Here is an 18,097-nt window from a genome sequence, read left to right as displayed (position 1 = left end):
TAATTCAAAAAAAGAAAAATTAAAACCTCATCAAAAAAAACAATTGCCTATTGATAAAAATTTAAATAATAAAACATTAAGGAAAATTTAAAGTTTTATGAAGTTAAATTGCTAAGATTCAGTGCTATTCATTAAATCCAGATTCAATCAACACAAAACTAAAAAGAGAATAGTATGAATATAAAACGCATAACCTTAGCCCTACCTTTAATACTTTCATCTACATTTGTAGATGCGACTCCTGTAAACTGCCGCATAGTCGACGCGGGCACAGTTAATCTATACGGAGGATGGTCATACTGTAACGCATTCAGCAGCAACGGTAGAATGAAACAAATAAGGGAATATGTTCACCCAACAGTCTTGCAGCAAAGAACGATACATCAATTTATAAACGGTGAATGGTTAAATTGTCGTGCAACGGTTCCTTTCTCTCACACTGAAGATGTTACTAAAGAAGTTTGTGACTATAAACCAGGCGTATCTGTTTCAGTGAGACAATTTAGTGAAGGTTCAGCTGTATTTGAGATAAATGAGGGTGACAGAGATGGCACAATTGTATCACGTGAAATAAGACTAAATGGGGAACTTATTAACACGAGTTTAGGCGAAGTACAGGTATTCGGCGCCATTGGGGAATCATTTTATTTATCCGTTAAGGTGACAGATAATGATGGCTACACCGGCACAGGTTCAGCAGGTATTACTATTAAAAAATGGGGCAGTTTAAACCCTTTATAATTTGACATATAAAAATTAAACTTATTAAAAGAAAATCGCTTTATTTGATCTTTAACAGTAGTAAAAAACTAAAGTTTAGCCATTAAAACTAAACGACGAAAGTGTTATAAAGTTAAGTAGGTTGGTTTTATCATCCAACCTACTTTATATCATGTTTAGCCAAAGCGTAGCTTCTATTAAAATAAAACTACTTAGCAGCAAGATAGTAGTGTCGCAATACAAGTCTTGAAAAGCCATTATATCTATGATCTGCAAACACTGTCATTTGGTTACAATATACCTATCTATTCCCTTATCGACTCCACACCTGATGTACTAGCAATAGAAAATAATTTTTCCATAAAGTAATCATCAATATGCACTAAAGTAAAGTGGTGGATTAGTAGAATTAAGCGACTTATCTTCTATCAATTGACCGTTAGTTAACCCTTCATTTAAAGCGTCTACCAAAGAGTGTGTAGAAGCGCCCACTCTATATGCGACTGCCACATCACCATTCCACCCTTGCGCACCAGTACAATACTTCATACTCACTTGCTCACTTTGATTGCGCCACTCACATTGTAGAAGTGTTTGCTCAAACCCATTTACAACGCGCTTTTGCGGATATGCTCTAAAATATGCTGGGCCAATATCACAGGCATCTGTTCTAGGTGCGTTATCGATAACAACCGTACCACCATCAATATGTTTAAGCGAATTCTCGTTAAAAATCATATAACAGCTACCAGAATTCTTCTGCTGTAATTTGGTTGCAATTGGTAAGTTAAGTGCCTGTCCTTGATTAGTATTACACATTAATTGATGCGTATTGTTTCCCTTAGGAGTCCAACTACAATCAAGCAGGCTTTCAGTTACGCCATTAACTATTCGAGACCTCGGTGCAGGTTTGAAAGAAACAGCAGAACCATAGCAAGCTGATTTCTCGCCTGTAACTTGAATACTGCCTTTTAATTCAGATCTATAGCCATCAAGCCAATTCACACTACAAAAACCTTGGCTCGGTATATTTACTTTTTTAGCTATAAGTAAATCTGACGAACTTGAACCTACCGGGTTATTGCAAAGTAAACTCTCATGTATGGCAACTTCGTTTTGCTGATCAAATTGCCATTGGCAAGACATAGGCTCTGAACTTTGAGCGAATGCAGACGTCATTGAGCTTCCAGCTATCGCAACCAACAATTGAACTATGTTTTTAATCTTGGTCTTCATGCTAATTATCCTTTTATAAATTTGTCGTCGCTTTGTATTTTAGTTAACATTACACATATAATTTTAAAACCAAAAGTCTACATTACAGTTACTTACAATCCATTACCTAGTACTACATAAGCCGTGTTTAACTTACTAAAAAGAACGTAATTTTCTATTTTTATTCATTTTAATTACAGTATTCAATTAGATTACTTGTGAAAAACTATAGACAGAATATAACGAGGAAAAATCTATACAAAGATATTGCAACATCTTCACAATAAGTGAAATCTCTCAGATATGGAGGTCGTCAATCTAGATTAGTAAGTCAATTAAAAATAATTTAAGCTATAAGAGGGTTAAAAAAGAATTAAGAATTAATATCTACTACAAAAGGGAAATTATGAAAACACATATTATTTTATTATTCGTTGCTACACTAAGCGTGTCTGAAAGTGTTGAGGCTCGCTCTGTTTCGTTCAATGCAACTGAGTGTCAACAACGATATGTCAACCCAGGGGAAGAAACTTTAAAATATAGACACTTCTCATCATCAAGCATAGAAAATACAACGAACAAAAATATTTATGTTTATTGCCCAATAAACTTGGACCAAAGTGCACCAATTGAATCGGTATATGCCTATTTTAACACTGCAAGTAAACACCCACATTCTGATGCATCATGCACATTAGAAATAAGAGGCATGGCTAATCCCAGCGTTAAACTATCGACAACAAACGGAGTTTTCGAATTGTCCTCTAGGTTAACGATGAAACCATCTGAAGAATTTCAAGCTAACCTACAATCATACCAAGCTAATTATCAAAACTTTATGGGGGGAGACATCAGTGCATTTATTAACTGTAAGCTTCCTAGAGTATCAGACGATGCATTATCTAGCGGATATGGATTCACTAGGATGATGGGCTATGTGGTGAATTATCAAACTCACTAACAAATAATTATGTTAAGAGCATTGCTTCATTTTCGCAGTATTCGAAATAAAGCCAATTCCAATTTATTATCACAATCATATGCATAAAAAAACGATGCAATGCTCTACCCTAATTCAAATTCACTGTTTATTTGCAATGTGCTCATACCAATAACTTTCGCTCACCAAATCTCGCGGTGACTCTAGCCGGTCAATAAAGGTCAAACCGTTTAAGTGATCCAATTCATGCTGAAAAATACGCGCGATAAAATCGTCAAATACTCGTGTGTGCATCTGGGCATTTTGATCATAGTACCTAACCGAAATACGTTTATGCCTAGGCACTAATCCACGCATACTGGGTACACTTAAACACCCTTCCCACCCTTTTTCTAACTCATCGCTGACTTCAATGATCTCTGGGTTGATGATCGCAGTTGGTCGCATAGTAGGCGCGGTCGGATATCGAACACTCGGTTTAGAACACATGATAAAAAGCTGTAAACTCTGATATATTTGCGGTGCAGCCAATCCTACCCCGTTTGCTTTTTCAACAGCTAACATCATTTCTTCAATTAGGTTTTGACACTCATCTGACAAAATATCATCAACCAATTCAGCTTTTTTTCGTAATACAGGATGCCCTAATTGTGCAATAATGGGCTGATTAGCTTTACTTTGTGACTGCATTATATAACCTATTTTGAATCCACTGGTTTTATCGTACTGGCTAGACGGTATCAAATATCAGGGATAACTGAAAAGAAAACTTTGGGTGCTAAGGTCGTAATGTACCTCTATATTAATGCATAAGGTCATAATTTTTCTGCTTTTCAATTCTAAAATATTCACTTTATAGTGTTGTCTCAATGTGCATAACAAACAAGAACCACATACCATCCAGCACAACCAAAAAACACATAAGCAATTGATTTTATTTAAAAATAAACATAAATAAATTCAAACCGAAGCACGACAAACCAACACTTCAGTTCAATTAGCTGCACAATAAACTTTCAAAGATTTCTAAAAGTTCTGCACTTTCTAATTATAGTTTGACAATCTTATCTCAGATCAATATATTGTCGTCTCGAGCGAATAGCATTTATAAAAAATTGTCCATGCCCATTGGCAAGCCCAATAAAGTATGACAAAAAGTGTACAGCAGCCAAGGCAAATCAGAATTGAAATTCATAAAGGCAATTTTGTAGCATCGCTCTTCATTATGGTAAATGATAAGTAATTGTGTGGAGTGTGTGATGGAACAACATTGGTCTGATTTTTTCCCATATATCTTTATGGGTGTTAAGGTAATTGCGTTGGGTATAGCTGGATTTTTTGCTGTAAAATGGCATTTTGATCAAGATAAAAAGCTCAAAGCGAAAGAGCAAAAAGAAAGTTAATTTTTTAGCTAAGAATTATTAATAATAAGCCACTTTTAAAAGTGGCTTATTATTAACAGCCATCATGCGCTATTACTTTGCTTTTATATCTCACACTAATACTCATCTTTCTTTTCAATAAAATAGAAACAGTTTTCTCAACGGCACACCATTAACATGCTTGTGTGTCATGTAAGCCCCTTTAAATTGTTTGTACCAACGAGTGAGCCTTGTTTTATCTGTTTATAACCTGCATATAAAACATGATAAATATGGTTATTAATCACAACATGAGCGCACACATCAAATACAAGGCACCTTAGCTAGTTTTAACAGCTCACCCTTCAATCTACCCTCTTTGGTACTCATAAGACTTACCTTTTATTGTCCTCTGTTCATAAAAGTGCACGTATTACACATCGCGATATACAATTATAATAATTGGTATCCGCCAAGCTATCTTGCCTCTTCCATGCAATTGCCATTTAAAAATCCGTCTATACTTTAGCATTTGTTAAAGCATAGGGAGCTTCTTAAACTATTCCCAAATTTGGCTAAGTGTCATGTGTATTCCTCCTTTTTCCTTTTTATAAAACTGCTGAGTACCCAAAATAAACCCAAGAGGATTGCTTTGTTATATTTATAATGACAAAAACAACCGATATGTCACTTTTTCAATCTTAAATACAGAGTCACCATAGGTGTTCTCCTTAAATTAATTTAAAATATATATAAAATTTTGTTAAATTTATTCTCTATGTAACCGATACAGTACAGAGAAAAGCGTGTAATAAGGATAATGACATGAAGATTAACGCAAGTGCGGGACCACTCCTGCATGCAAAAAACAATCAGGTTAGTGATGAAATGAGAAATATAGCCCCAAGCAGTCAAGAGGGCCTCAAAGTAGATCCAACCAAACAATTTATCAATTCAGAGCCGACACATCCTGCAGAGCAAATGCGAGCTAAGTCTGACAACGGTAAACTGACTGTAATCACCTATAAGGCTAACGGCAGACTCGATCTACCAGCCAGATATGAAGAACACAGGGGCATACTTGAGAGCGCCATCATTTCCACCAGCAAGCTGTATTTACACGAAACACCAGCCGCAGCGAACAGAATCGCAGAAGAGTATGAAAAAGTGTCTGCAGATTTGTATGAACAGAACCCGCGACTAAAGAATAAAAGCTGGGGCTTTACAGTTGATGAAACGGGCAAACTGGTTGCTACAGGCCATTTGAATCAGGCAGATAAGCAACTTGTTGAAGAGGCTTTAAATAGCAATGAAGAACTAGTCAGTGCCGCCAAAGATTTTAAAACCAGCTTTTTGGAAGGACTAGAAATTGAGCGTGGTAGTGCCGGTACAAGTCAGTATTGGGGAAAATATGATGTCAACGAAGGCAACTTTGCTCAGATCATCGATTTTAAAGAGATGATCGAACAAGGCAGCAATGACGAGATTGAAAGAGAGAAAAGAGGCTATTTGCTCAATAAGTGGGAATGGACGATCAATATATCCGACCAATTACAGGCAAGAGCAGAGCCCACTTTTGCAAAATAATTATTGTAGCGGAAGGCTAAAGCCTTCCGGGGCCTTTAACTTACTGTCGAGTGCTTGATAACAGATCTTGATCACAAATATGACCGAGCGTAACAACAGAATGACGATTGCCGCCAATGCCTATGTAGCTATCCAGTCCACTTGGGATCTGTACCCGCCAGGCACCAATATTGTAGCGGGAGCGCCAACGGTTTTCATAACCCATGCTATATTGAGTATGAATAGCTTCGTCTCTTCCCCATGTACAGCGGCCCAGGTCAATCACTTCCGAGATTCTGCCTTGTGCATCTGAAACTGCACTAGTAATCTCAGCGTTAGCTCCCGCCATGTTATTGTAGTCACTCCACTTGATGAAGTGCGCTTGCCCCCCCTCCACTGGATGACCTGTAGAATCTTGTAAAATAAGGCTCCACGTCAGTTTTTGATACGTCTGTGTTGTCATGTATGGAGAGCTCTGAACTGAGTAAGGAACGCGTAACATATTTGCATCTGGCTCCACCGCATGTTGTGCATAGGACGCAACATTAGAACCTAAAGTAAGTTGATAAACGCTCGCCGGATTATTAGGTAAGCTATAGTTTGGTCTGACCCGTACAATTTGATATTCACCAGCTTGTGCAGGAGTGATTAGCTTACCTTTTGCAAGTGGCACTTCCACCCAGGCTCCGGCCTCAAGGTACTCGAGTACAAATTCACCTGTATTACCCGGGTCCAAAAATTTCAACAGGACCTCTTGTCCTCTTTTCGCTTCAAACGCATAGTGGTCAATATCAAGTATTCCATCCAGATTGCCGACAACTTTGTTAAGTTGGTCCGGTAAAATCGTTGACTGTGAGATTGTATCGTTTATTTCATAACTATCGACGAACTCACTGGCCATAACCCCAAAATTAAATTCACTTCCATCCGCTTGAGCATATTCTAATAGCCAATAGTAATCACCTGCCTGTGAAACAGTCGTGACCAGCTCATCCAATCCAGCCTCGTTTGACGAAGCCCCTATCTCAGTCAAGGTATCATCCGGATTATGGCGGATCAGTTTCAGATTCACATTGGTTTGTGCATTTTGCGCCGTTACAAACGCATAGATCTTACTCGGCCTGTCGAGTTTAAAGTGGAAACAATCGCTACCGCCAGTCTGCGCGCCCCCAAGCGTGTAACTGGTGTTAATATTAAGAGTATCTGGGCAGCGCTGCGTGAAAGCAGCAGTCTGTTGATCCGTTTCGTTAACAGTCGAGGACGAGGAAGCAAGCATTGCATTTTTTATTATTAATCGCTGATTGCTATGAACAACTGTCTTGCCTACTTCCAGTGAATCTGAAAACCCACTCGGCAGGACTAATTCTGAACTCGCAACACTCAACATGGGTAGCATAGCAAGGGTAATACTCGTCATTTTGAACTTTTTCATAAAATCTCCTTTTATAATATTGAAAAGTCAATAATATATAGTCACAAAATTGAAGCAAACTCAATAGTAAAAAAGTTATATATCAGATTGGATATTATTTAAAATGACCGACACCTCCGCCTCAATCGAAAAAAACAAGTCATAGCAAATAGATGTTAGATACATCATCATGCATAACACTTTTTCCAACTATAAAAATTTACAGCACTTGAATTATACTGAATTATAAAACCTCTATTCCCAGTTGAAATTCATGCTTGCTACACCATGTATATTTCTGCTGAAAATTATGAGACAGTTATACACCTTCCTTATTTTATTTTTAAAACATTGTCTCAGTTCATTATATTTTTGAATCGAATGAGCAGAATTTATAAATATAAGCCCATACCCAGTGACTGGCCGAATAAAGTATAACAGCAGGCAAACTTTGACCAAGGTTAAAAAGAATTGACATTCAAAAAAGTAATTTTGTAGCAAGACTCTTTATTGTGGTAAATGATAAGTGATTTTATGGAGCCCGTGATGGAACACAATTGTTCTTATTTTTCCCATATATTTTTATGGGTGTTAAGGTAGTTGCGTTAGGTATAGCTATTTTTTGCCGTTAAATGGCATTTTGATCAAGATAAAAAGCTTAAAGCGAAAGAGAAAAAAGAGAGTCAGCTCACAATACAAGTTTTTTTAGTTACTTTAGACCTGAGTATTTTAAACCATGTTAGTTTCGTGTACTTAGAAAGCCCCTAGCAATGGGGCTTTGTAGAAACTAATAAGTACTTTAACCTTGATTCTTGAGATAGAAGTTTACAGGCTCATAGTATACAAACTTTGCATCGGCAGCCACTTCACTAAAATTCTGCTTTATATCTAAAATCGCTGCCCTATGACCTTTATTAGTCATCCTAGTCGCAATTACGACTGTACCTAATTTATTAACTTGGTTGTCGCTAATAGAAAAGCACACTGGATTTACAATCGGCGCCTTTACAGGGAAAAACACTGTTTTAGATAAGAAACAGTACTCCCCAGGCTCTAAGTAAATGGATTTGGCTTTTTTATTTTGATAAATCTTGGTTATTTCACCAGTGTCTATATTTTCAATTTCAAAACCACTTCGTCTTTTACGAATAGATGATTTATCAAGTTTATTCTGGTCACTCATAAAAGCCGCATGAACAGAAAGGAGCGTGTTCTCCTCATTGGCTACACTACTTGCAGATACTAGCAAAGCCCCTAATACAACTCCTGCTTTCAACATATTCCTTCCCCTGTTAGATGGATTATACACCTATATTTTTAATTTACTGCTTTCAAAAAAACGGACACCATTTAGCTTTTTTAAATTATTATCAGCCGCTTTCCTGTATTTTTATAAATAGAATCTAAGGCTTTATCAATAATATGTGATTGCCATTCATAGGTTGTAAGCCCCCCCGAATAGGTTGGGTATTACAAAATCAACCGTTATTACAAACACGCTTGATCATTCCAATTTTGATATTTCTGCAAAAATATAGAGGGACACTTAACCCTAGGAAATGGAAAGCTTTGCTCTACGTACCTCTGAAAAGTCTATCCATTAAACTGAGTGCATTGCTTGAAAACCAAACAATGGGATTCGAAATAAAAATCTCACCGACATGTTCTGGCAGCTGGAAATAAGAGTCGCAGCTAGTATCCACTGAGTAGTTCTCACTTACTATAGATACAGGTTACTATTTCATATATTTCATACCACAGGCTATATTGAAATTTACCGCTCGACTCTTAAAGTATCTCTCCTACCTATAACATACCTAATTGATAAAGTTTATTACGCCTTTAATAAATGCCTCAGTTTGGCTTTTACGTATTACTTAAAGGCGAATTAGAGGAGCATAAAACCAACCAGGTATGACTTGATTATTAACCCCGATACGTCATCAGAAAAGTATCGAATTCAACTAATTACTACTATCTGTTGCATCTAAGACTGCCAGCTGAGAGATTAGCTGACGCTTTGCCTCTGCTCTCTCCCTTGTTAAGTAAGGATTAGAACTTTGTCCTTCTAATTTTTGTAAAGCCATGAGATAGGCTTTTGACTTTGCAAATTCAACCTCTGTTTTGATTTCTGGCATTACCCCTTTTCCTTCCCAGTTTTCACCAGTTATTGGGCTGATACTCGTTCCAATTGCTACAAATGCGATAAAATCATGGGATAACTTAAATTGCCTGATCGGGTTTGCGCCACCCTTTGATGGCTCACCAATCACAGTTGCTCGCCCTAAATGTTTCAACGCGTATGCAAATGCCTCTCCAGCAGAGAACGTACCTGGGCCAATCAATATATATAAAGGTATATCACGCAATTGACTTGCTCCCAAAGGCTGAGCACTATGAAAAGGGTAGCGACTGTCATTTCTAAATAAGTAAGTATGCAGTAACGTCGGCTTTTTTAAGAAATAACTAGCAAGGTGAGAAACCATAAAACCATCACCGCCACCATTTTGACTAAAATCTAAAATAAGCGCGTCGGTTCTTTGCAATAAAGTCATCGACGCGGCAATCGCTTCGTTGGCTTGTGAAGATACAGTATCAAAACCCCACATCTCCAGATAACCAATATTTCCTGCAAGTACTTCTACTTGTCGTACTCCCGAGTTCTTGCGTTTTAATTCGGTAAACCAAGGCTCTCGCGCACCGTTACTGTGTTTGCCATTATTATCAACGCGGGTAACTAAGGCTAAATGTTTATCGTATTGGCTCACCAAGTCTGTAATTTGTTTGGACAAGCCATGACGAGATAACGAACTTTGAAAAGTTAGCCCACGTAGCTGAGCTGATATTTTTTTTGCTATATCGGTAAAAATATAATTTTGTTCAATAGATTGAGCAAACTCTGCCACTATTTGTTTTGCTTGTGCTGGTTGTAATTGCTGAGCAGGACTAATTGCCTCAGCCCTAGCCTGTAGTGTGTTTACACCCAAAATACATAAACTCAAACACAATAAAAATCTCGCAATCATAAAATCTAACTATCCCTTTAATCGCATGAACCTAATTGCCAAAGCAAAGGCTCGCATTAATGTCTGTCGCATAACTTGCGACCTTCCATTTATAGCGTACTTAAAAACTTACAACGACAATGAGTCGTAATGGCTTCAACTGCTTACCTACTCAATAAAAGAGAAGTCGTAAAAGAAGCCATATTGCCATTAACTTTCTAACAGAGGCTCATTTTCAGAGTCATCTTTCAATTGAGGCTGCTTATTAAAAATCGGCAGTGACAGTAAAGCCGACATAAAGCCCAAACTAAATAAAGCGCTGAACGTCATGCCACCGACAATAACAGCAGCTAAACCTCGATAAATCTCTGAGCCATCTCCAGGACTGAGCATTAATGGCAACATGCCAAAAATACTTGTACCTGTGCTCATATAAATGGCGCGCATACGATAACCTGTTGACTGTATAATCGCTTGCTGCTGAGTTTGACCAGCCACCATCGCCGAACGATATTGACTAGCAAGTAAGATGGCATTATTTATCACTAATCCCATTAAAATGATAAAGCCTATCATGGTAACGATGTCTAAATTTTGTGGAGCAAAGTAATCGACTAATTTCAAGCAGAGCATGCCACCAAGTAGTGCCAATGGCATCGACAACATAACAGCAATGGCTAACGACCATGAGCTAAGTGCAATCCGTATCAATAAAAATAAAATTAATAAAGATACAAGAAACATCTGGAAGAACTCAGTTAAAAACCCACTTAATTGATCTGCACTACCACGGTAATTGATATATAGCCCATGCTCTTGTCTCTGCGCCAAAAAAGCATCAACTTCAGCTTTTACTTGCGAAATAAACGGACCCACAGGCTGACCACTGGCAGGTACTAAATTAATTGACATACTGACTTCTCGGTCAGTGCGATATATCGCACTTGGTGCCAAGTTTAACTGTGTGTCTACCAAAGAGCGTATTGGATGCAGTCCATGATTGGGTATCATCACTTCTGTTTGCAATAATTGCTCAAGGTGCTCAGGCGTTTTCCCTTTTAAGTAGAAAGGCAAAGTATCACTATCTGCATAAAACTGACCGAGATAGGCGCCATCGGTTAATGTCACCAAGATCTGATTTAATTCAGATTGAGACATCCCCATAAAAGCAAGCGTGTCGACTTTAGGCGTAAACTCAATTCTTGCTACTGTATCTCTCATTGGAATGACTTCGGTGATCCGAGCGTCAGGAAAAGTCTCGACTAAATGGTTAAGTAATGCTTGCCCAGCTTTTTGTAGCTCTGGCATCCTTAAGCCTTTTAAATCCAATTGGCTGGTACGCGCATCAGGCAGTGCTAACCTAAGTAAGGTGCCTTGATAAACATAGGTTCTTGCATCAGGTAAATCCTTAACTACTTCAGTTTCCACCCACTTTTTGAATGCAGGAAAGTCCCAATCCCCTTCGGGATAAAAATACAACAGGCAATTAGCTGGTCGGCAAAAAGCACCATGAATGTCAAAAGCAGGATTGTTACCAAGCTCTTTTTGCGCTGCAATGCGCTGCTCCATAACATCCCCTATCTGTAATTTTGCAGCATTAACTGAAAGCGGTTCATCAAAAGCGGTGTACACCAACACAATGTTTTCTTTCGGGTTGGGCAGTAAATCTAGCTCAGGCTTCATCCACCAACTAATTAACAAAGCACCGGGAATTGCTAATATCAGCCATACTGCGCCTTGAATCTTTGAACGAGACGGCGCGGTGACAAAGGTAGTCCATTTTTTTGATAGCTGTTTACCGGATGAAACTTGGTTTTTAGGCAAAAGCTGCCGTGATAACGCAGGTAATAAAAACAGCGCAACCAAAATCGAGGCCACTAATGCACTTGAAATCGTAAATGCGAGATCGCCAAATAGCTGGCTTACTTCTGAATGCATTAAAACGATAGGTACAAAAATGACAATACTAGATAGAGTAGAAGAAATGAGCGCTGCTCGTACTTGTAATACCCCTTGTCGGCAGCTGTCTAACAGCGATAGCCCTGTGCTCCTCAAGCGCTGGATGTTTTCAACTATGATGATGGATGCATCAAGTAATAGTCCGACAGACAACGCCATCCCCGCCAAAGAAATTAAATTCAAGCTGCGCCCGCCCAATTGCATTCCTAACAGCACTAAAGACAAACACACAGGAATACTGACAAAAATCAAAAACACAACGCGCAAATTACGTATGAAATAATACAAGAACCCGCAAGCAAGCAGCACACCTAACAACAAGTTGCCATAAACCAGTAGTAGTGCTTGTTTAATAGGTATTGAGTTGTCTCTGCTCATGACAACTTTCAAATCAAGTGACGACAAAGGTCCCTCATTTAATTCTGCTAAAGTCGCTTTAATGAGATCTATTGTTTCTAATACATTAATATCCTTATCTGGCTGTAGGAAAAAATATATTGATTGATTGCCTTTAAAAGATGAATATGACCAATCATATACAAATCGTTTGTGTACAGTGGCAACCTCACCTAAGCGCACAACGCGAATGCCAGTAACTGCAACTGGTAAACTTCTTAATTCACTTAATGCCATCTGGCCTTTAAAGTGCAAATCATACTCTTTTGAGCCCAACATTAAGCTGTCACCAGAACGGTCAACCAAGCCTTGAAGCTTACGAATGACTTGATCAATGGTCAGTGAAAATTGCGTCAATTTTTGCGGATCAAACTCAATATCTACTCTTTGTGCCAGTCGATTATTATCCATATTAATGTTGGTAATACCTGGAATATCTGTCATTGCAGGTTCAACATAAGCACGATAAGCATGCATAAACTCTTCTTGTGACTTTTCTGTCTCAGAGTACAAAAACAAAGAAGCCAAAGTTGAGCCCGCACCATTGCTAAAGTCAATCACACGAGGTTTCGCAACTTGAGAAGGCCAATCTGGTACCTGATTAATGCGCGCCAGAACCTCCATATACACTTTTTCCATATCAGCTTGATAATGAAAGTTCAAAGTAGTCCAAGCTTGACCGTTAGAAATATTGGTTTGTAAATTTTTTAATTGACCTAAGCCAGCCAGTTGACGCTCAAGCGGTGAAATTAAACTTTGCTCAATTTCAGCCGCCGTTTTACCTGGCCATGATGTGACCACGGCAATCTGTGCTCTATCAATTTTTGGTAAAAGCGCATTTGGGAGTTTTAAACCTGCAAAAACGCCCAATACAACAAGTAAAAAAGAGAAAGCGATAATAATAGAAACATACTTTTCAACTAATCTCATAATTTACCCTGACCATTAATAGTGACTGTTGTATCTTCTTTGAGTGCAACTTTCCCTTTAACCACTAGTTTGTCACCTGCTTGTATACTCCCCTGAATTACTGAGTAATTTTTTTCAGAATCAATTATTTGTACAATTACTTTGCTCACTTGGTTGTCTTGGTTTACACGCCAAACATAATATTCACTGTTGTTAATGGTCAAAGCATCATACGGTACCTTGGTCAAATTGCTTGCAGCCATCGATACATCGACAACGTAACGTTGGCCTATTAAAAACTTTTCAGGGGGAGTACTTTTGAACTTTAAATGTAAATTGATTGTCTGATCTTGGCTACTCACCAAACCAGCATGACGGTCTAAAAACAGCTCTGTCCCATCTGACAAAGATAACTTAACATCCTTAAAATGATTAAATTCCTGATACAAATCTAGTGCTACTCGACAAGTCATTTCATGATGATCCGCAGGCAAAAACTCTAAAATACTTTCACCCTCTCCAACCCACTGTCCTGGCTGACCTGATAAAGACAGAACAACGCCATCAGCAGGCGCCCGATGTGTTAAGTTTTTTAACTGATGTTCAACTAAACGAAATTGCTCTGCATATATTTTGTTTTGCTCTAATGCAGTTTGATAATCCTTCTTGTGTTGCTGTAATTCAGAGCTAGAAACAACCCCACCTTCATCTAACTTGCCTAATCGCTCATACTCATTGAAAGAGTATATATAATTTGCATGCGCAGCTTTTGCATTGGCATCCAATTGCGCAAGTTGGCGTTTTAGATAAAAGTCATTTTGCTTTGCTAATAACTCACCTCTTTTAACCTGACTGCCAGCAGGCAATAACCAAGTTAACTCAGCAAACACATGACTTGATATTTGCTGACGAAATGGCACGTCAGCATGACAATACAGTGGTTTTTGAATGCCCCTTTGCCATGGCTGAGCTTCGCTAACACTAACACTTGGTGTAGAATTTGCATCGCTAGATAAGAGTGAGGAGCCAATCACTATATTGGCTAAGATAAAATGTCGTAAAGCATTTGGCACTAAAATAAACCCCCTTATTATTTTTATAAATTCAAAGTTGGCCTCATTTTGAATTTTCAAAAGTTGCCTTGCCAACTTTGATACTACTTCCTATTTATTTTGAGTGAGTGAACAAACTAACAAATTTCAGCCCAAAACTTAAAGCATTGTTTTATTAAATAAATTTAATTTATTATTTTTATTAGATAACATTCCGTCCAATACCAGGGTAAATCTTATCAAACTCGGTCTTTTACTAAAGACACAACTGTAATCAGGAGAAAAACGCCACACTACACCATATGAAATTTTAAATAATTTTTTAAAATTAGTACCATAAACCTGATTTAAGACAATCTATGAACCGTAAATACAAGACAAGCATGCCTACAAACTCCATTAATAATATTAATTTTTTCTTAAAGTAAAAATGAAAATTTTTATGATTTATAACAAAAACCACTTTCTGTGACTAATGAGATTTTTCAAACAAAAACATTGACAATGACTATAAATTAAAACAACATTCAAACCACAAAAAATAAAAACATCTTTAACAGTGTGAAAACACAACATATATATTAAACAAAAAAAGGAAATTAATATGAAACTATTACTCGCTTCAATTTCAGCGCTTACTATATTTTCAGCAACTGCTCAAGTCAATGTCGCAGCAGAAGAAGGAGTTACTCCTCAATCAGTACAAAAAACTTATTATGTATGTAAAAAAGGCGGTAAAGTACTTAACTTCGGAATTACTTATTTCTCATGGGATACTGCTGTAGAACGCAGAAACTGCGAGTGGCAAGGTGGTATGCTGTTTACTTCGACGACTGGGTATCCATGGTAAGAAGTAAAAATTGATTTAAAGGGTTGATATTACTGAAATAGGATATCATCCCTTTAATATAAAAAGGAAAAGAAATTACCCATCAACACTATTTAACCTTGTTCATTTAATAAAAACTCTTTAATTTATAAATTTTAATTATGAGGTTGTTATTAAGTAACACACTAGCTTAAATTAGGTGTAAACCACCACCTTTTTTTGCAAGCAATGTACTCTCTAGCAATATCTACCTTATTGGTTTAACCAATCTATAGATAAAATAATTTTCTGCCTGATTCAAATCTTGTACAACTACATACAGCCCATAACAAAACATTATATATAATAAATATTTAGCCAGGTTATTATCTATATTTTTCTTATATACAAGGCACTATACACCTTACCTCCATCTAGCACCTTCTTACCGAAAACGCCTTACCCCATCTCCTGAAGGCTCATTTACTCTCTGATTTAGCAACTAAATAAAATCAAAAACCTCATGGAAATTTATTTTAAAGGCCACTAACAAATGAGGAAACACAACAAAGACAACTCTATACAAAACCAAGTTATAACAAATAAAAACTGGCTAAAAATAAATTTTCAAATCATAACTGCTACCACATTTGTTCCATTAAAATCTAAAAAACTTACCCATAAAAATCAATAATAATTATAACACCCAAAAAAAACCAACCCTAAACCAACACAAATAAGACTATTAATATGGATTTTATTTTTAAATTTACAGTGGCATTTAAATATCAAGTTAAACTAGAATAAATTAAAGTAAAGCAAATTTCTAAGTCATCACATTCACTTAATAAAGAAGCGACGCCGCAGATCGGTGGTAGTACAAGAAAATGTAATTCAGATGGCCATACGTATAGCAGTAAGTTTTGTTATTCTCGCGAAGCATGGACTATATGTAATAAACCTGCTTTGGTAGCTTTCTTAGCCATACACAAATCAAATTCATTTAATTTTTAAACTAAAGAAACCAGAATTTTTTGACTTTTATAAATTCATCCTCACAAGATAAGAAACTCCAAATTATATAATATATCATAGTTACAAATAGATAAAAATCAATATCCTAGTCCTAACATATTTTGCATTCGCCCATTAACTCATTCAGTATCTCGAAATGGTTGGGGACTCGCCACTAGCAAACCTGCGTCAACCAAGCCGACTTATCTATCTCATGAAATTGCGATAAAAAAAGCCATCTATACTTCAATATTCATTAAAGCATAAACGGCTTTTTTAAACTGCCACCAATCCTTGGGAAAGTGTTGGCCTTTAAAAAAACACTGTTAGTACAGTGTTAAAATGCAAAAGTCTTATCAGCCATTTTCAAATTTACTTTTCTTGACACCAATCATTTGGACCGCCAGTTAAGCAATTTAAAGTATAACGAGCATTACCACCAGCTACATTTTTTGTCTGGTTCTTGGCCATTTCCGAACTTTTTTGGTTAAGAGATTTAAGGCTTGTTTTTTTAAATGATAATTTCATTAGAAATCCTTTATAAATAGTTATTAATGTTAAATATTAATCATTGGCTGAGTTAAATATATTTACAAACAAAATAGATGTCAACATACTTTTCAAACCAAAAACATTCAACCAAAAAGAAATGTAAATTAATATATTTAGAAAATAAAACCAAAAAACTCAAATAAAAAAACAAAACGAACAACTTTCGAACCGCAAAGGGTAATTTTAGATCTAAAATGTTATTTTAAAAAAATAATTGTTAATCAATGTGTTTATATAATTACTTTAAAATATTTTCAACTCAACAAAAAATAGAGGGACTCTTCATTTACAACTGCTTACTATCCACTCAGGTTTTGACGTTAAATAAATTTATTTAAATAAAAGACAACATTAAGTCATGATGAGTACAAATGTTAAATCTAAGATATTTGTAGTAATTATGGTGATTATGAATAACATTCCTTAATTTCAGTCAAGACCTACCTTTGATACAAACCCGAATTCAACATGTAAGTGCACTACACATAAAAACACGAGTCTGACGTATCGTGGTGGTAATAATAGGTATCAACCAAGCTAACTTGTCTCTCCTTGCAATTACCATAAGAAAAGCCTTCCATACTTTAACATTCATTAAAGCATAGACGGCTTCTTAAACTATTCCCAAATTAAAATGGGTGTCATATTCACTTTTATACACTTGTATGTTGAATTCGGGTTTGTAATATTCAATTTTCAATGAATATCTGATTTAGCCTTCTCATTGTTATTTCCAACTCGCTGAGCTAACATGTTATGGAATATGTTGATACTTTAAAAAGAGAAATAAGGATTATATAATGAAGTTTAAGAAGAAAAGTTTGAAGCGGCTCTCAGTAAACCACTTACAGAATGTAAAGGGAGGTACAGCAGATACCTTCGAGCCACCACAAGTTTTAAGGATCTTGAATAGGGCTATTGATGAAAATCAGGCAGCTATAGCTAAATAAACTTGAACTATAAATCGTATAAAAGTGGGTGAAACTTAAGTGTCGCCCATAATAATTATACAAAAAATAAGGTTGAACTCTAACACCACTACACATGATGTCTCCATTACACATGGCACCCATTCAAATTTATACCATAACCACACTTCGGTGATTTTCAAAACAGCGATTTTTAAGTGACAACAGATTTTGAGACTTTTAAGAGATTTTTAAGAGACGATTTTGAAGTGACACCCATT

13 protein-coding genes are annotated in these 18,097 nt (G+C 36.6%); 5 read left to right on the top strand and 8 right to left on the bottom strand.

The genetic code is table 11. The features are described from left to right. The first annotated feature begins 174 nt into the window (after nucleotides 1-174). A complete protein-coding gene (locus tag N477_RS15805; protein WP_155731924.1) occupies nucleotides 175-741 on the top strand; it encodes a hypothetical protein in 567 nt (188 codons plus the stop codon). 351 nt (nucleotides 742-1,092) lie between these two features. Here N477_RS15805 and N477_RS15800 read toward each other — a convergent pair whose 3' ends face one another. Further along, the gene (locus N477_RS15800) at nucleotides 1,093-1,956 is read right to left on the bottom strand and encodes a hypothetical protein (RefSeq protein ID WP_063361663.1); all 864 of its coding nucleotides are present in this window, start codon (nucleotides 1,954-1,956) and stop codon (nucleotides 1,093-1,095) included. Between the two features lie 385 nt (nucleotides 1,957-2,341). Between N477_RS15800 and N477_RS15795 the strand changes: the two genes are divergently transcribed. Beyond that, nucleotides 2,342-2,896, top strand: coding sequence for a hypothetical protein (locus N477_RS15795; protein WP_063361662.1), 555 nt, complete (start codon nucleotides 2,342-2,344; stop codon nucleotides 2,894-2,896). 120 nt (nucleotides 2,897-3,016) lie between these two features. On the opposite strand, the gene def is transcribed toward N477_RS15795, so the two are convergent. After that, complete coding sequence (gene def, locus N477_RS15790) at nucleotides 3,017-3,565, bottom strand: peptide deformylase (RefSeq protein WP_063361661.1); 549 nt, start codon at nucleotides 3,563-3,565, stop codon at nucleotides 3,017-3,019. Nucleotides 3,566-4,134: 569 nt separating this feature from the next. On the opposite strand from def, the gene N477_RS26310 reads away from it, so the two are divergent. Continuing rightward, entirely contained in the window at nucleotides 4,135-4,278 is a 144-nt protein-coding gene (locus N477_RS26310; RefSeq protein WP_196760638.1) for a hypothetical protein, read from the top strand. A 783-nt stretch (nucleotides 4,279-5,061) separates the two neighbouring features. Next, on the top strand, nucleotides 5,062-5,823 hold the full coding sequence (locus tag N477_RS15785) for a hypothetical protein (RefSeq protein ID WP_063361660.1): 762 nt from the start codon (nucleotides 5,062-5,064) through the stop codon (nucleotides 5,821-5,823). A 40-nt stretch (nucleotides 5,824-5,863) separates the two neighbouring features. Here N477_RS15785 and N477_RS15780 read toward each other — a convergent pair whose 3' ends face one another. From N477_RS15780 to N477_RS15760, 5 genes are all read right to left on the bottom strand, one after another. Further along, on the bottom strand, nucleotides 5,864-7,234 hold the full coding sequence (locus N477_RS15780; RefSeq protein ID WP_063361659.1) for a hypothetical protein: 1,371 nt from the start codon (nucleotides 7,232-7,234) through the stop codon (nucleotides 5,864-5,866). Between the two features lie 778 nt (nucleotides 7,235-8,012). Then, nucleotides 8,013-8,492: a hypothetical protein gene (locus tag N477_RS15775; RefSeq protein WP_063361658.1), complete on the bottom strand. Its 480-nt coding sequence runs from the start codon at nucleotides 8,490-8,492 to the stop codon at nucleotides 8,013-8,015. A 685-nt stretch (nucleotides 8,493-9,177) separates the two neighbouring features. Further along, a complete protein-coding gene (locus tag N477_RS15770; protein WP_063361657.1) occupies nucleotides 9,178-10,239 on the bottom strand; it encodes a S41 family peptidase in 1,062 nt (353 codons plus the stop codon). 189 nt (nucleotides 10,240-10,428) lie between these two features. Then, the gene (locus N477_RS15765) at nucleotides 10,429-13,503 is read right to left on the bottom strand and encodes an efflux RND transporter permease subunit (RefSeq protein ID WP_063361656.1); all 3,075 of its coding nucleotides are present in this window, start codon (nucleotides 13,501-13,503) and stop codon (nucleotides 10,429-10,431) included. Continuing rightward, nucleotides 13,500-14,555 carry an efflux RND transporter periplasmic adaptor subunit gene (locus N477_RS15760; protein WP_196760637.1) on the bottom strand — a complete coding sequence of 352 codons (1,056 nt, stop codon included), beginning with the start codon at nucleotides 14,553-14,555 and terminating at the stop codon, nucleotides 13,500-13,502. The genes N477_RS15765 and N477_RS15760 overlap by 4 nt, the downstream gene beginning before the upstream one ends. Nucleotides 14,556-15,138: 583 nt before the next feature. On the opposite strand from N477_RS15760, the gene N477_RS15755 reads away from it, so the two are divergent. Beyond that, complete coding sequence (locus N477_RS15755; RefSeq protein WP_063361654.1) at nucleotides 15,139-15,384, top strand: hypothetical protein; 246 nt, start codon at nucleotides 15,139-15,141, stop codon at nucleotides 15,382-15,384. A 1,344-nt stretch (nucleotides 15,385-16,728) separates the two neighbouring features. On the opposite strand, the gene N477_RS26115 is transcribed toward N477_RS15755, so the two are convergent. Next, the gene (locus N477_RS26115) at nucleotides 16,729-16,884 is read right to left on the bottom strand and encodes a hypothetical protein (RefSeq protein WP_155731923.1); all 156 of its coding nucleotides are present in this window, start codon (nucleotides 16,882-16,884) and stop codon (nucleotides 16,729-16,731) included. Nucleotides 16,885-18,097 lie beyond the last annotated feature (1,213 nt).

Origin of the sequence: Pseudoalteromonas luteoviolacea H33-S (assembly GCF_001625695.1) — a bacterium.
Classification (GTDB): Bacteria; Pseudomonadota; Gammaproteobacteria; order Enterobacterales; family Alteromonadaceae; genus Pseudoalteromonas; species Pseudoalteromonas luteoviolacea_B.
The sequence above is the reverse complement of the archived record's forward strand: the minus strand, read 5'-3'. Positions and strand labels throughout refer to the sequence as shown.

Excerpts from the sequence above, each read along its gene's own strand:
- N477_RS15805 (WP_155731924.1), top strand. The coding sequence starts at position 175 with ATGAATATAAAACGCATAACCTTAGCCCTACCTTTAATACTTTCATCT.
- N477_RS26115 (WP_155731923.1), bottom strand. The coding sequence starts at position 16,884 with ATGAAATTATCATTTAAAAAAACAAGCCTTAAATCTCTTAACCAAAAA.
- N477_RS15770 (WP_063361657.1), bottom strand. The coding sequence starts at position 10,239 with ATGATTGCGAGATTTTTATTGTGTTTGAGTTTATGTATTTTGGGTGTA.
- N477_RS26310 (WP_196760638.1), top strand. The coding sequence starts at position 4,135 with ATGGAACAACATTGGTCTGATTTTTTCCCATATATCTTTATGGGTGTT.
- N477_RS15785 (WP_063361660.1), top strand. The coding sequence starts at position 5,062 with ATGAAGATTAACGCAAGTGCGGGACCACTCCTGCATGCAAAAAACAAT.
- N477_RS15780 (WP_063361659.1), bottom strand. The coding sequence starts at position 7,234 with ATGAAAAAGTTCAAAATGACGAGTATTACCCTTGCTATGCTACCCATG.
- N477_RS15795 (WP_063361662.1), top strand. The coding sequence starts at position 2,342 with ATGAAAACACATATTATTTTATTATTCGTTGCTACACTAAGCGTGTCT.
- def (WP_063361661.1), bottom strand. The coding sequence starts at position 3,565 with ATGCAGTCACAAAGTAAAGCTAATCAGCCCATTATTGCACAATTAGGG.
- N477_RS15800 (WP_063361663.1), bottom strand. The coding sequence starts at position 1,956 with ATGAAGACCAAGATTAAAAACATAGTTCAATTGTTGGTTGCGATAGCT.
- N477_RS15755 (WP_063361654.1), top strand. The coding sequence starts at position 15,139 with ATGAAACTATTACTCGCTTCAATTTCAGCGCTTACTATATTTTCAGCA.
- N477_RS15775 (WP_063361658.1), bottom strand. The coding sequence starts at position 8,492 with ATGTTGAAAGCAGGAGTTGTATTAGGGGCTTTGCTAGTATCTGCAAGT.
- N477_RS15765 (WP_063361656.1), bottom strand. The coding sequence starts at position 13,503 with ATGAGATTAGTTGAAAAGTATGTTTCTATTATTATCGCTTTCTCTTTT.